The following is a 14,765-nucleotide window of genomic DNA, read 5'->3' as shown; positions in this document are numbered from 1 at the left end:
CGCAGGAACGCGAACTCGGCGCGAACCGCAAAAAGCAGGGCGTGGGAGCGGGCGTGCGGGTTAGCGGGCCGTGCCGAAGTCCTGCGTCCAGTAGTGGTCGGACCCGGAGAGACCGACGCCGATCTCCTTGAAGTCGCAGTTCAGGATGTTGGCCTTGTGACCGGAGCTGTTCATCCAGCCCTCCATCACGCTCTTGGCCGAGCTGTAGCCGTAGGCGACGTTCTCGCCGTAGGTGCTCCACGAGTAGCCCGCGGCCTCGATCCGGTCGCCCGGCTGCGACCCGTCGGACCCGGTGTGCGACATGTTGCTGTGCTCCGCCATGTCCTTGCTGTGGGCCTCGGCGGCCTCGGTGAGCTTCGCGTTCACCTTCACCGGCGAGCAACCCACCTTGGCGCGCTCGTCGTTGACGAGCTCCACGACCTGGGCCTCGGCGCTGGACGCCGCGGTCGACGGGGAGGCGGCGGCCTTGGTGGCGGGGGCGGTGGTGGCCGGGGCCTTGGACTTCGCCGCCGCCGGAGCGGTGTCGGAGAGGGTCGTGGCGGGGGCGGAGGTCCTGCGGGTTCTCGGCGTGGCGGAGGCCGACCGCGACGCCCGCTCCGTTTCCTTCGCCCGTTTCGTCGGCGCCGTCTTCTCCGCGTCCCGGTGGTGGCGCTTCTTCTCGTGCCACCGCTGCTCCTGCTCCTGCTCCTGCTCCTGCTCCGCGGTCGCGCGGGCCTCGACACCACGTGCCTGGCTGCCCTTGTCGTCCGGACCGTCCAGACACGCCATCGCGACGGACGGCACACCCACGGCGGCCGCCGCGACGGCAGCGACGGCTATCTTCCGGTGGTGCGTCTTCGTGGTCCGGTGCTTGCTCATGCGTGACCCTCACTCGGTAGTCGCGGCACGCCCTCCCCCGTGTACGGCCGACTCTGGGCGGAGCGATGCCAGAACTGCCGAGGCGCTTGTGGGCCGTCATTCTTAGGGCCGCCCCGAAAGCAATGCAACGAATGTTCGCTACTACCGAGGGTCGTAGTGCGGACGTCGCTTGCAAAGGAACACCGACGTGTGCTGCGGAGGTCCGGTGAAGGAGATGTGACGGTGTCCCGCCGCCAGAACGCCTGGTGGCCTTGCGACCGGGCGGGACACCGGACCCGCGGCGAACCCGGATACGACATGTCGGCAAGAGCCGAAAAGTCTCCGATTTCGCCGAGCGGGTATCTACTATTGCGCCCCGTTCATTCCTGGGGCAGGTGTGACGGTTGTCATGGCTTCGGCGCGATCAGTTCGAGGAGATGCGCGCGGCCACGCAGGGGTCCTCGTTGCGGTAGCCGAGGCGGGTGTAGAGGCGCTCGGCCGGAGCGTTGTCGGCGAGCTGCCACAGCGTGCAGAAACCGTGCCGGCGCACCGCGTACCGGGTCAGCCACGCCGTCAGCGCCGCGCCGAGACCCTGGCCGCGCTGCGCGGCGTCCGTCGCCACGGACGCCATCAGCGGCGCCCCGCTGTCCCGCAGGCTGCTCATGGCGCCGCAGGCCACCAGCCGGCCGTCGTCGCCGCGGATTCCGCACCACAGGCTCACATCCGCGGAGCCGGGGCCGGTCGAGTAGGCGGGGCTGTGTTCGCCGAGGAAGGTGAGCAGCTCGTCGTGGTGGCTTTCGTCCAGGACGACCACGCGCTCCTCGCCCCGCTGCACGGGCGGTTCCTCCAGCGTCCAGCGGAACACCCACTCGACGATGTCGTTCACCGGCAGATGGCGGGCGACCAGGGCCTCGGTGCCACGCGGCCCGGTGAACTCCCGCACCTTCTCCGGACGGCGCTGCGCGGCACGCAGCACGAGCCCGGCGGCGGGCTCCGGGCCACCGACGGTCCACACATGGCCGCGGACGTCGTCGAGCCACGCGGCGGCGCCATCGCCCGACCAGCTGAACCGGCCGGCCGGGCGCTGCCGGGCGGCGCCGAAACGCAGCAGCGCGGAACCGGGTCGCAACTCCAGGCCCTGGTCGAACAGGTCCGTGGTCCGGGGAGGAAGAGTCGTTGCCAGCATCGCTCTCAGGAAGGACGTAGTGGAGGGACGGCGACAGCCCGGACACGCGCGGGCGCGACCGGAGACTGTCCTGCTGAGGTATGGGGAGCCCGTCGGCGGCTGCGCGCGCGGGCGCGCCCGGCCGAGCGGGCGGTCCACTGTCGCATACGGCCCCGGGCCCGGGGCAAATCGGCGACGGCCCCCACCAGGGGTTACCGCGGAGGCGTCCCCCGCCGTTCAGGACACCGACGCCGCACGTCCCCCTGTGCGGGTGCTCAGCCCGTACCCGTCCCGTGCGGCCGCCTGCCCGAGCGGGGCCGACCGGCGGGGTCGGCGGCTGCCACCCACGGCGTACGGTGGTGGCGGCGCGGCGCACCGCCACCGCCGGGTCCGGCTCACCGCTCGGGCGCGACGGCCGCGTCCTGCGGCTCGCCCAGCCCGGCGAGGGCACCCGGCACGGGCCCGGTGTGCACCACGCCCAGCCGCTGGGTCGCCCGGGTCAGCGCCACGTACAGGTCGCTCGTCCCGAACTCCACCGGCTCGGCCACGATCACCGTGTCGAACTCCAGCCCCTTGGCCTGCCGCGGGTCCAGCAGCACCACCGGGCTGGTCAGGTCCGGGGACCGACCCGCGGACGCCTCCGGCAGCGCGGCCACGAGGGCGTCGTGGTGGCCGCGCTGGGCGATCACCGCGAGGCGGCCCTCCGCCCCCGACTCCCGCGCCACGGCGTCGGCCACCGCGCCCGGCAGGTCGTCGGTGTGCCGCGCCCAGGGGCGTACGCCGGTGGCGCGGACCGAACTCGGCGGTTCGAAGTCGGGGTCCGCGGTCCGGGCCACCTCCGCCGCGACCGCCATGATCTCGGCCGGGGTGCGGTAGTTGACGCCGAGCCGGGTGTGTTCCCAGCGGTCCTCGACGTAGGGGGCGAGGATCGAGGCCCAGGAGCCGCAACCGCCCGGCTCCGCGGTCTGCGCGGGGTCGCCGACGAGCGTCATGGAACGGGTCGGGGACCGGCGCATCAGCAGCCGCCACGCCATCGGGGACAGCTCCTGGGCCTCGTCCACGATGATGTGGCCGAAGGCCCAGGTGCGGTCGGCGGCGGCGCGTTCGGCGGCGCTGCGGTGGTCGGCCTCCTCGTTGCGGTCCGCCAGCCGCTCGGCGTCGATGAGGTTGTGGGCGGCCAGCACCTCCGACTCGTCGTCGTCGCGGTCCTCGAACTCCTGGGTGCGGGAGCCGTAGGAGAGGTCGAGCACGCCCTGCGCGTATTCGATGCGCTCCAGCCGCGCTCCCTCGGCGGCGGCGCGGGCCGCGGAGTCGTCCTCGCCGAGCAGTTCGGCGGCCTCGTCCAGCAGCGGCACGTCCGCCGGGGTCCACGCGCCGCCGGTGCGGCGGATCGCGGCGGCGTCGGCGTCGGAGACGTGGACGGGGTCGGTGAGGAAGTCCGCGACCAGCTGCTCCGGGGTGAGTTGGGGCCACAGCTCGTCGATGGCGGCGTGCACCTCGGGGCTGGCCGCGATCGCCTTGCCGAGCTGGGCGATGTCGTCGGGGCCGAGGAGGTTCGGGCCACCGTACGGGTCCGCGCCGATCCGGTCGGTCAGCTGGGCGGTCAGCCCGTCGATGACGCTGAACGCGAAGTGCGGGCGGGCCAGGTTGTGCGGCAGCCGGGTCTCGCGTGCGCGCCACCGCGCGTCGCTTGCGATGTCCGCGTCCAGGACCAGGTCACCGTCGTCGTGGTCGATCACGATCTCCGGGTCGGGCAGCGCCTGCCGGTCCCGTACGAAGCGGGCCAGGGCGTCCGCCATGGTGGCGCGGCCCTTGGCCTCGGCGGCCTCCGGGGTGTCGGTGCCGGTGGCCGTCACCCCGGGGTACAGCTCGCCGAGCGTGGCGAGCAGCACACCGGTCTCGCCGAGCGCGGGCAGCACCTCGCCGATGTAGCCGAGGAACGCCGGGTTGGGCCCCAGGACCAGCACCGCGCGGCGGGCCAGCAGCTCGCGCTGCGCGTACAGCAGATAGGCGGCGCGGTGCAGCGCGACCACGGTCTTCCCGGTGCCGGGGCCGCCCTCGACGACGAGGACGCCGTGGTGCGGGGCGCGGATGATCCGGTCCTGCTCGGCCTGGATGGTCTGCACGATGTCGTGCATCCGGCCGGTGCGGGCCGAGTCGAGCGCGGCGAGCAGCACGGCGTCCGCGTCGCTGTTCTCGTGCCCGGTCCGTACGGTGTCGGCCAGGTCCAGGATCTCGTCGTGCAGGGCGGTGACCTGCCCGCGCTCGGTGGTGATGTGGCGCCGGCGGCGCAGCCCCATCGGGGTGTGCCCGGTCGCCAGGTAGAACGGTCGCGCCACATCGGCCCGCCAGTCGATGACCAGCGGGGTGCGTTCCGCGTCGTCGCGCCGGATGCCGATGCGCCCGATGTGATGGTCGCGGCCGTCACGGAACTTGAGCCGCCCGAAACACAGCCCCCGCTCCCCCGCGTCGAACGCGGCGAGCAGCCCGGACCGCTCGGCCACCAGCACATCGCGCTCCAGCCGCGCCTGGAAGTTCCGCCCCTCCATCGACAGGGCGTCACTCACCGCCTCCTCGGCCCCGGCCCGCAGCTCGGCGAGACGCGCATGGAGCAGGTCGATGAATTCCTGTTCCTGGCGCCATTCCGCGTTTGACAATTCAACTCCCGCTGGATATGATGACTTCATCGAGTTTTCCATGTGCCTGGATTGTGTACAGGCACACAAATCCCCAATATACGCAGCGGAACTCCCCGGACTCAAGGCGGCCGGGGTTTTTTCTTTTCCCCTTCCGCGCGTAAAACGGGTCCGATGCGGGCGGTGGCCGGCGCCGCCGACCTCACCGACACGCCGCCCCGGTGGGCAACTGGGTCGCCGCCGGGCGGCCCCGCCCGGCCACCCCGCCGCGCCCCTCGCTCCACCACGCCATACACGTCGCCTGCCAGGGCCTTGCGCACATCGCGCCGCCCGGCGATCTCCGCACCCGGCCACCGGAACGCGACGGCCGGGCAACTGGGGACATTCCAGCGGAATGCCGGAAACACACCTCCCGGATTACGCTGCTCGCGCGGGAGAGCACCCGACCGAGAGGCACCCGCTCGGAGCCCAAGCGAGAGCGAGGATCGAGATGTTGTCCGCGATGCCCGCCACGGAACCGCACAACCACATGGCGCACGGATCAGGTGAATTCGGCGGCGCGGGAGCACGGCGATGAGCGGCGGCCATCTGGAGGTGTGCGTCGTCGGCGCCGGGCCCCGGGGGCTGTGCGTGGTGGAGCGGCTGTGCGCCAACGAGCGCGCGGCACGGTCGTACGAGACCATCACCGTCCACGTCGTCGACCCGGCGGCGCCCGGCGCGGGCGCGGTGTGGCGCCCCGGCCAGTCCCGCCATCTGCTCACCAACACCGTGGCGTCCCAGATCACCGTGTACACCGACGACAGCGTGCGCATCGAGGGCCCGATCGAGCCGGGCCCGAGCCTGTACGAGTGGGCGCGGAGCCTCGCCCGGTTCGGCGAGCCGGGCGAGTACGACACGCCCACGCTCGCCGAGGCCCGGGAGCTCGGCCCCGACTCGTACCCCACCCGCGCCTTCTACGGCCGCTATCTGCTGGACAGCTTCCAGCGGGTGGCCGCGCGCGCCCCGGAGCACCTCACCCTCAGGGTGCACCGCTCGCGCGCGGTGGCGATGGCCGACACCAGCGGGGTGCCGGGCGGCCCGCAGGGCATCCGGCTGGCGGACGGCACCAGGATCCACCAGCTGGACGCCGTGGTCCTGGCCCTGGGCCACCTCCCCACCCACCTCACCCCGCGCGAGGAGCGCACCGCCAGCCTGGCCCGGATCCACCACCTCAGCTATCTCACCCCGGCCAACCCGGCCGATGTGGACACCGGCTTCATCGGGCCCGGGGAACCGGTGCTGCTGCGCGGGCTCGGCCTCACCTTCTTCGACCACATGGCGCTGTTCACCACAGGCCGCGGCGGTGTGTTCGACCGCGTCGGGGACCGCCTGGTGTACCGGCCATCGGGGCGCGAGCCGCAGATGTTCGCCAGCTCGCGCCGCGGGGTGCCGTACCACGCGCGCGGGGAGAACCAGAAGGGTGCCTCCGGGCGCCACGTTCCGCGGCTGCTCACCCCCGAGACCGTCGCCGGGCTGCGCCGCCGCGCCGCGGCGGGCGAGCGGGTGCGCTTCCGCGCCGATGTGTGGCCGCTGGTCGCGGCGGAGGTGGAGAGCGTCTACTACGCCGCGCTGCTGGCCTCCCACGGCGCCGACCCCGGGCCGTTCACCGACCGCTTCCTGACCGCGTCGCACCAGGAGCGGGCCGCGCTCCTGGACGCCTACGGCATCGCCCCCGGCGACCGCTGGGACTGGGAACGGCTCCAACAACCCTGCGCGGGGCGCGAGTTCGTCGACCGGGCGGAGTACCGGGCCTGGCTGCTGGACCACCTGGCCCGGGACGTGGCGGCGGCGAGGGCGGGCAACGTCGACGGTCCGCTCAAGGCGGCCCTGGACGTGCTGCGGGACCTGCGGAACGAAGTGCGCCTGGTCGTCGACCACGGGGGGCTGCACGGCGGATCCCATCTGGACGAGCTGGACGGCTGGTACACCCCGCTCAACGCGTTCCTGTCCATCGGCCCGCCGGCCTCCCGCATCGAGGAGATGATCGCGCTCATCGAGGCCGGGATCCTCGAGGTCACCGGCCCCGGCACCCAGGTGTGCATCGACACCGAACGGCCCGCCTTCGTCGCCCAGTCCACCCTGGTCCCCGGGGAGCAGGTGCGGTCGCGGCATCTGATCGAGGCCAGGCTGCCGGTGCCCGACGTACGCCGCGCCGCCGATCCGCTGCTGCGCCATCTGCTGCTCACCGAGCAGTGCCGCCCGTACCGGATCGAGGGGGAACCCGGCATCAGTTACGAGACGGGCGGGCTCGCCGTCACCGAGCGGCCGTGCCACGTCGTCGACGCGCAGGGGCGGGCCCATCCGCGCCGGTTCGCCTACGGCGTCCCGACCGAATCCGTGCACTGGGTGACCGCCGCCGGGATACGCCCCGGCGTGGACTCGGTGAGCCTCGGCGACGCCGACGCGATCGCCCGCACCATCCTGTCCCTGTCCCCCGCCCCGCGGACGCCCGCGCGGCGCACCGCGGCCGGGGGCACCCACCTCACGGGAGTGATCGTGTGAGCGACCCCCTGACCGACGCGGGCCTCCTCTCGCCGGTGCGCGCGGGCACCCCCGCCGAGGCGGCGGTGTGCGACGCGGCCTGGCTCCAGGCCATGCTCGACGCCGAAGCCGCGCTGGCCCGCGCCCAGGCCCGGCTGGGCACCCTGCCGGTGTCCGCGGCCGACACCATCACCCGCGCGGCCCGCGCCGAACGGCTCGACCTGCGCGCGATCGCCGTCGGAGCGCGGGAGACCGCCAATCCGGTGGTGGGTCTCGTACGGGCGCTCACCGAGGTGGTGGCGGAGGAGGACCCGGCCGCCGCCGAATACGTGCACCGCGGGTCCACCAGCCAGGACGTGTTCGACACCGGCGCCATGCTGGTCGCGCGCACCGCGCTCCGGCTGATCCGCGCCGACCTGGACACCGCCGCCCGCGCCCTGGCCCGGCTCGCGGCCGAACACCGCGACACCGCGATGGCGGGCCGCACCCTGGCGCTGCATGCGGTCCCCACCACCTTCGGGCTCAAGGCGGCGGGCTGGCGCGAGTTGCTGCGGGAGGCGGGCCACCGGATCGGCGCCGTCACGGACACCGGCCTGCCGGTGTCCCTCGGCGGAGCCGCGGGGACCCTGGCGGGCTACCTGGAGTACGCCGGACCCGTGGAGCCCGGCGCCCACCTCGACGACCTGGTGGCCGCGTTCGCCACCGAAACCGGCCTCGCCCGCCCGGCGCTGCCGTGGCACACCCTGCGCACCCCGATCGCCGACCTCGCCTCGGCCCTGTCGTTCACCGCCGGAGCGCTCGGCAAGATCGCCGTCGATGTGCAGTCACTCGCCCGCACCGAGGTCGGCGAGGTCGAGGAGCCCACCGCGCCCGGCCGCGGCAGCTCCTCGGCCATGCCCCACAAACGCAACCCGGTCCTGGCCACCCTCCTCCGCAGCGCCGCCCTCCAGGTGCCCCCACTGGCCACGGGCCTGACCCAGTGCCTGCTCTCCGAGGACGAACGCTCGGCGGGCGGCTGGCACGCCGAGTGGCAACTGCTGCGCGAATGCCTCCGCCTCACCGGCGGTGCCGCCCACACCGCGGTCGAACTGACCGAGGGCCTCCGCGTCCGGCCCGCGCGGATGACCGAGAACCTGGAGCTGACCGGCTCCCGCATCGTCTCCGAACGCATCGCCGCCGTCCTCGCCCCCCGCCTGGGCAAGGCGGCGGCCCGACGCCTTCTCGACACGGCGACGGCCGAGGCCGAACGAACCGGCCGGCCCCTCGCCGCGGTCCTCACCGACCTGCCCGAGGTGGACCTCGACGCCGCAGAACTGGCGACCCTGTGCGACCCGTCCCACTACACCGGCGCCGCGGGCCCCTTGGTCGACCGCGCGCTCCGGCCCCGCGCCTGACCCGTCGCCGTACGCGCCGGGGTCTAGGACTGCCCGGAAGCCTCGAGGACGTCGCGGAGTTGGGAGCGGGCCGTGACGCCGAGTTTGGGGAAGCTGCGGTAGAGGTGGGAGCCCACGGTTCGGGGGGAGAGGAAGAGGCGTTCGCCGATCTCGCGGTTGCTCAGGCCCTTCGCGGCGAGACGGATGATGTGCTGCTGCTGGGGGGTGAGGGAGGTGAGGGCGTCGGGGGTGGTGGGGGCCGGGTCGACGCCGGCGGCGCGGAGTTCGGCCCGGGCGCGGTCGGTCCAGGGGTGGGCGCCGAGGCGGCGGAAGGTCTCCAGCGCGGTGTGGAGGAGGGGGCGGGCGTCGGTGATGCGGTGGGCGCGGCGCAGCCATTCGGCGTGGTCCAGGAGGATCTGGGCGCGTTCGAAGGGCCATTGACGGCCCGCCGGGTCGGCGAGGGCCGAGGTGAAGTGCGGTTCCGCCCGGGGCGGGTCGAGCAGGGCGTGGGCGCGGTGGATCAGAGCGCGCATCCGGGGTGAGGGGTCGTCGGCCAGTCGCTTCTCGGTGCGTTCCACGATGGCGGCGGCCTCCGCGTGGTGGCCGGTGCGTACGGCCGCGGCGGCGAGTTCGGCGACTCCGGCGTGGGAGCAGGCGTAGTGGACGGGGTCGCCATCGGGGGTGAACAGCAGCCGGAACTGTTCGTACGCGGTGCTCTGGTCGCCCTCGGCGACGGCGGCCATGCCCAGGGCCCAGCGGGCGCGGACGGCGACCGCGCGGCTGCGGTGCGGGTCGACCAGGGACAGGGCGGCCGACGCGGCGGTGCGGGCCTCGGCGGTCCGTCCGGTCAGGGCCAGCGGGGCGGCTTCGAGGGACCGCACGGCGGCTTCGAGGTGGGGCAGCCCGGCGACGGAGGAGACGGTGTTCGCGGCGGCGAGCCGGGCCTGCGCCCAGAGCCCGTGGTCCAGGTACGCCCACCCCGCGGTGCAGCCCAGACCGGTGGGCAGGGTGCCGCGCAGCCGCCAGCGGTCGAGGGCGTCGTCGAAGATCCGTACCGCGAGGGCCGTCTCGTCGAGCAGCCACGCCATCGCGCCGAGCGAGTTGAGCAGGGCGGGGTCGCCGTCGGCCCGCTCCACCAACGCCGGGAGCGCCGCCACCCGTTCGGAGCGGGCTTCGATGGGGTCGGTCACGGCGAGCGTCCAGGGGTCACCCTGCGCTCGTGCCCGGATGGCGAGCCGGTGGTCCTCGTCGCCGGAGTAGAAACCGGCCACGGACGCCAGGCCGATGGCCGTCCGGCGCAGTCGGGGGTCCTCCGCCGCCCGGGTCAGCAGCGTCAGCGCGGTGTCGTGCTCGGCGCTCAGGGTGAGCACCTGCCCGACCCGCAGGGACGCCTCGGCCACCAGCGCCGGGTCGTCGGTGAGCGCGCGGGCCCGCGCGGCGAGTTCGCGCACCCAGTGCGGCTGACCGGTGGCGACGGCCTCGCGGGCGGCCGCCACCAGGCGGCGGGCGCGGGCGTGGGGTGCGGGGCTCAGCTCGGCGGCGCGTTCCAGCGCGGTGACGGCGGCGGTGTACCCGCCGCGGGTCCGGGCCCGGCCCGCGGACTCCTCCAGCGCGGCGGCGATCTCCTCGTCCGGGCCCTCCGCGGCGGCGGCCAGGTGCCAGGCGCGGCGGTCGGGTTCCCCGGTGAGCGACGCGGCGAGGTCGCGGTGGGCTCGGCGCCGGGCGGCCAGCGGTACGGAGTGGTAGATCGCGGACCGGATCAGCGGATGCCGGAAGCGGGCCCGCCGGGCGTCGCCGCCGCCGGTGATGCGGAGCAGCCCGGCGGCCTCGGCCGGGGCCAGCGCCTCGATCCGGCCGGTCACGGCCCGTTCGTCGGCGGCGACCAGGAGCAGGGCGCGGCGGGTGGCCTCGGGCAGGGCGTCGAGGTCGGCGGCGTAGAGCCGCATCAGCCGGTCGGTGGGCGGCAGGAGGTCTTCGGCGGTGGAGTCGCCTGCGGGGGCCGGGCCGTCCGTTCCGTACGCGCGGGCCAGTTCGACCAGGGCCAGCGGGTTTCCGGCGGCCTGGTCGAGGATGCGCATCCGGCGGCCGCCGGTGGGCGGATACGGCTGCCGGTCCAGCAGCCGGACCGCGGCGGAGGCGTCCAGGGGGCCCAGCGCGAGCGTGGGGAATCCGGAGAACGCCGCCGGGGCCGCCGTGCCCGTCGTGTCCCGGGTCCCCGCGAGGACGGCGAGGGGTTCACCGTCGATGCGCCGCGCGGCGAAGGCCAGCGCCTCCAGCGAACCGGTGTCGACCCAGTGCAGATCGTCCACGAGCACGAGCAGGGGCGACCGCTGGGCGAGATCGGACAGCAGGGCGAGCAGCGCGACGCCGAGGAGGAGTCGATCGGGCGGGCCGGTGTCCTCGTCGCCGATCGCCCCGATCGCGCCGAGCAGGGCCGACCGCTGGCGGGCGGGCAGTCGGGCGGCGTCGTCGAGGATCGGCCGCAGCAGCTGGTGCAGCCCGGCGAACGGCAGGTTCGCCTCGCTCTCGCTGCCCGTCATCCGCAGGATCCGGCCCTGGTGCCGGTCCGCCGCCAGCGCGAGCAGGGTGCTCTTGCCCGCGCCCGGTTCTCCCGTCACGATCAGCACGCCGCTGGTCACCCCGAGCACGGCCGCGCTCTCGCGCTCCCTCCCGACGATGGTCATCACCCGACTGTATCCGCCGGTGCAGTCATGTGACGGATACCGCCGGCCCCGGGCCCGGGAGCAGGCTGGACGCATGGACACCATGACACTTGGCAACGTCGACATCAGCCGCGTGGTCGAGCTAACCCCGAGGGGCCTCCCCCGCGACATCATCTTTCCCGATGTGCCCATGGAGCACTGGCGCGCGCACGAGAGCTGGCTGGCCCCCGACTTCGTGGACCTGGCCGCCGACGAGGTGCGGACGATGATCCAGACCTGGGTGCTGCGCAGCGAGGGCCGGACCATCCTGATCGACACCGGCATCGGCAACGGCCGCGAGCGGCCGCACATGCCGTTCTTCCATCAGCTGGACACCGACTACCTCGGCGAGCTGGCCGCGGCGGGGGTGCGGCCGGAGGACGTCGACACGGTGATCTGCACGCATGTCCACGGCGACCACGTCGGCTGGAACACCACACTGGTCGACGGCGAGTGGCGGCCGACCTTCCCGAACGCGCGGTACGTGATCTCCCGCGCCGACTTCGACTACTGGAACCCGGAGAACGGCCACCGGACCCGCTCGGGCCCGAAGATGGCGAACGTCTTCGAGGACAGCGTGGCCCCGGTCCACCGGGCGGGGCAGACCGTGCTGTGGGAGGGCGACCACTACGACATCGACGCCCATCTGCGTCTCGAACCCGCCCCCGGCCACACACCCGGCTCCACCGTCGTGACGCTGCGGTCGGGCACGGACCGGGCGCTGTTCGTGGGCGACCTGCTGCACAGCCCGCTCCAGCTCGCCGAGCCCCATGACAGCCCCTGCTTCGACGAGGACGAGGACCGGGCCCGGATCGCCCGGCGCCGGGTGCTGGAGTCGGCCGCGGACGAGGGTGCCCTGCTGTTCCCCGCGCACTTCCCCGGCGCGGGCGCGGCCGAAGTGCGGCGCGACGGCGACCGTTTCGCGGTGAAGGAGTGGGCGGCATGGCGGTGAGGGTCTTCCGCAACATCCCGTACGCGGCCGCCCCGACCGGTGCCGCGCGGTTCGCGGCGCCGACACCGGTGGCCGGCGTACGCGCGCTCGACGGCCCGGGGCCGACCGCCCCGGCCCCGGCGCGGCGGTTCCCGCTGGACCTGAGCCCGATCATGGGTCCGGGCTGGGTGCGCGGCGACGACTATCTGACGGTCAACATCTGGGCTCCCGAGGAGCGGACCGAGGGACGGACGAACGGCACCGCACCGGTCATGGTCTTCGTGCATGGCGGCGGTTTCCTGTCCGGCACCGGCCAGGCGCCGGTGTTCGACGGGACCTCCTTCGCCCGCGACGGCGTCGTCCTGGTCACGCTCAACTACCGGCTCGGCGCGCCCGGCTGGCTCGATCTGCCGGACGCACCGCGCAACCGCGGGCTGCTGGATGTGATCGCCGCGCTGCGCTGGGTGCGCACGCACATCGCGGAGTTCGGAGGCGATCCGGACCGGGTCACGGTGTTCGGGCAGTCGGCGGGCGGGATGATCGTCAGCGCGCTGCTGGTGACGCCCGAGGCGTCCGGGCTGTTCCGGCGCGCCATCAGCCAGAGCGGTGGACTGCACACGCTGACCGGCGCGGAGGCGGCGGAGACGACCCGGGCGCTGGCGGACCGGCTGGGCGTCCCGGCGACGGTGGCGGGGTTCGCCGGGATCCCCGACGAACAGTTGGTGGCCGCGGTGGGCGAACTGCCCGACACCGGGGCACGGATCACTCCGTTCGGGATCGTGCTCGACGACGTACCCGAGGTGTCCCCAGTGGACCTGATGGTGGGCACGACCACCCAGGAATCGTTGCTCTATCAGCGGCCACAGCTCAGTGCGGCCATCGACGCGATGTTCCAGGGCGGGAGCGAACGGCTGGCGTCGCTGCACGGCAAGGCGTTCCGTTACGACTTCGACTGGCGGGACGGCCCGTTCGGCGCCTGCCACACCGCGGACCTCCCGTTCGTGTTCGACACCACCGAGCTGCCCGCCCTCCGTACGCCGGGCGGGCTGCTCGGGCCGGACATCCCGCCGTCGCTCGCCGCGGAGATGCACGGCGCCTGGGTGCGCTTCGCCACCACCGGGGATCCCGGCTGGTCGGGGACGCACCGGTTCGGTTAGCAGCCCTGGTGGTTCAGTAGCCGGTGGTTCAGTAGCCGCGGCGGACGTTGTCCACGGCGGCCTCGTCGCGCCGCCGGTCCCGCCGCTGCCGTTCGGCCGCCAGCTCCGCGAGCGCGTCGTCGAGGGCGGCGAGCACACGCTCCACCGCGTCGTCGGACACTCCCTCACCGCCCTGATCGCGGATGCCGATGGCCTGCATCAGGGCGGCGAGGACGGGCTCGTCCGACCTCCGGCGGTTCGCCGCCCGGCGGCGGGCGTCGGTGTCGACCAGGGCCAGTTCGCGGGTCCAGAACACCTTCCAGCGGCGGTTGCGCTGCCGGACGAGCTGTCCGTCCGCTTCCAGCGCGGACAGATAGGCCGCGGACAGCCCGCGGCCCCTGCGCCACAGCCAGTCGCCGACGGTCTCGTACGGCTCCTCGCGGACGAGCGCCGCGGCGGCCTGGCGCAGCAGCGGATCGTCGGGCGCGCCCGCGGGACCCGGGACGATGCGCTCGCCGTCCAGCCCGGCTTCCTGGGCGCCCAGCAGGTCGATCAGCTCGGCTCCGGCGAGCGCGAGCGACAGATCGCCCCGCTCCACCAGGCGGCTGGGCTCCGCGTCCATGGTGACGATCATCAGGTCCCGCGGTGTGGTCATGAAAGGGCTCCCTGTCACGGCGACCGTTAGGACCAGTGTCCTCCCGGGTCGTTGCGGATGCATCCTTCCAGGTCGGGACTTGGCCTTCCGCGTCCGCGTGATCAAGACTGTGGTCATGCACATGGAACACGGGGTGGACCAGGAGTACGTCGTCAAGACCGACCCGGGGACGGTGGCCCGCGTACGGGCCTCGTTGCTGCGCACCATGCCGTGGTCCGCGTGGGGAACGGCCATCATCTCCGTGCTTCTCGGCGCTGCCATGGCCGCGATGGTCTTCGCCCTGGATCTCGGGGGTACTGAGCTGTGGTTCGTGCTCTTCGCATGGCCGGTGCCGATCTACCTGTATGACTCCAAGCGCCAGTTCACCGTGCTACGGCGGCTCAAGCAGACCTGGGCGGCCAAGGAGATCTCCCCGGTCGTGATGCGGGTGACCGACGAGGGCCTGTGGTGTGCCGTCGACGCGGCGCCCGAGGACGTCTTCCTCCCCTGGGCCGCGGTCACGAACGTCCAGGTGAAGGTCCGTGGCCGCATCAGCGCGCTGCGGGTGGCGCTCGCCCCCGGTGCCGCCGCCACTCCCGGGGCCAGCGGGCTGGACCAGCCCGAGGTCCGGCGCGCGACGCGGCGGACCTGGAAGGGCGTATCGCGGCTCCGCCTGACCGTCTACACCCCGCTCCGGCCGCTCAGCGAGAGCGAGATCGACCAGGCGGTCGGCCACTTCTCCAGCGGACGCGTGCGCGTGCGCTGACACCATCCGGCTCTCCCCCGTCTTCGCGGGGTGCGCACTCCATGGTGAACGGGATGCGGTGAGCG

Annotated in this window: 10 protein-coding genes; 5 read left to right on the top strand and 5 right to left on the bottom strand. The window is 73.9% G+C overall.

Annotation, left to right across the window (positions count from 1 at the left end; all coding sequences use genetic code 11):
- Positions 1 to 60: 60 nt before the first annotated feature.
- The 3 genes from LCH29_RS02750 to LCH29_RS02740 all read right to left on the bottom strand — a co-directional run bounded on the left by LCH29_RS02750 (position 61) and on the right by LCH29_RS02740 (position 4,701).
- Positions 61 to 858 (bottom strand): CAP domain-containing protein, encoded by a 798-nt coding sequence (locus LCH29_RS02750; RefSeq protein ID WP_446460048.1) that lies wholly within the window; start codon positions 856 to 858, stop codon positions 61 to 63.
- Positions 859 to 1,261: 403 nt separating this feature from the next.
- Entirely contained in the window at positions 1,262 to 2,023 is a 762-nt protein-coding gene (locus LCH29_RS02745; protein WP_446460047.1) for a GNAT family N-acetyltransferase, read from the bottom strand.
- 374 nt (positions 2,024 to 2,397) lie between these two features.
- Positions 2,398 to 4,701 (bottom strand): HelD family protein, encoded by a 2,304-nt coding sequence (locus tag LCH29_RS02740; RefSeq protein WP_446460046.1) that lies wholly within the window; start codon positions 4,699 to 4,701, stop codon positions 2,398 to 2,400.
- A gap of 510 nt (positions 4,702 to 5,211) precedes the next feature.
- Here LCH29_RS02740 and LCH29_RS02735 point away from each other — a divergent pair.
- Together LCH29_RS02735 and pcaB are read left to right on the top strand one after the other, a co-directional pair.
- Entirely contained in the window at positions 5,212 to 7,179 is a 1,968-nt protein-coding gene (locus LCH29_RS02735; protein ID WP_446460045.1) for an FAD/NAD(P)-binding protein, read from the top strand.
- The gene (gene pcaB, locus LCH29_RS02730; RefSeq protein WP_446460044.1) at positions 7,176 to 8,552 is read left to right on the top strand and encodes a 3-carboxy-cis,cis-muconate cycloisomerase; all 1,377 of its coding nucleotides are present in this window, start codon (positions 7,176 to 7,178) and stop codon (positions 8,550 to 8,552) included. The genes LCH29_RS02735 and pcaB overlap by 4 nt, the downstream gene beginning before the upstream one ends.
- A 23-nt stretch (positions 8,553 to 8,575) precedes the next feature.
- On the opposite strand, the gene LCH29_RS02725 is transcribed toward pcaB, so the two are convergent.
- Positions 8,576 to 11,215: an ATP-binding protein gene (locus LCH29_RS02725; protein WP_446460043.1), complete on the bottom strand. Its 2,640-nt coding sequence runs from the start codon at positions 11,213 to 11,215 to the stop codon at positions 8,576 to 8,578.
- A 73-nt stretch (positions 11,216 to 11,288) separates the two neighbouring features.
- On the opposite strand from LCH29_RS02725, the gene LCH29_RS02720 reads away from it, so the two are divergent.
- Together LCH29_RS02720 and LCH29_RS02715 are read left to right on the top strand one after the other, a co-directional pair.
- On the top strand, positions 11,289 to 12,185 hold the full coding sequence (locus LCH29_RS02720) for an MBL fold metallo-hydrolase (protein ID WP_446460042.1): 897 nt from the start codon (positions 11,289 to 11,291) through the stop codon (positions 12,183 to 12,185).
- Positions 12,176 to 13,321, top strand: a complete 1,146-nt coding sequence (locus tag LCH29_RS02715) for a carboxylesterase/lipase family protein (protein WP_446460041.1) — start codon at positions 12,176 to 12,178, stop codon at positions 13,319 to 13,321. Before LCH29_RS02720 ends, LCH29_RS02715 begins: the two co-directional genes overlap by 10 nt.
- A gap of 28 nt (positions 13,322 to 13,349) precedes the next feature.
- Here LCH29_RS02715 and LCH29_RS02710 read toward each other — a convergent pair whose 3' ends face one another.
- On the bottom strand, positions 13,350 to 13,955 hold the full coding sequence (locus LCH29_RS02710) for a GOLPH3/VPS74 family protein (RefSeq protein WP_446460040.1): 606 nt from the start codon (positions 13,953 to 13,955) through the stop codon (positions 13,350 to 13,352).
- Between the two features lie 115 nt (positions 13,956 to 14,070).
- Here LCH29_RS02710 and LCH29_RS02705 point away from each other — a divergent pair, with 115 nt between their 5' ends.
- Positions 14,071 to 14,700 carry a hypothetical protein gene (locus LCH29_RS02705; protein WP_446460039.1) on the top strand — a complete coding sequence of 210 codons (630 nt, stop codon included), beginning with the start codon at positions 14,071 to 14,073 and terminating at the stop codon, positions 14,698 to 14,700.
- The last annotated feature ends 65 nt before the right edge of the window (positions 14,701 to 14,765 follow it).

It is taken from the genome of Streptomyces sp. BRA346 (assembly GCF_052851135.1).
This window is presented reverse-complemented; position numbering and strand designations above follow the sequence as displayed.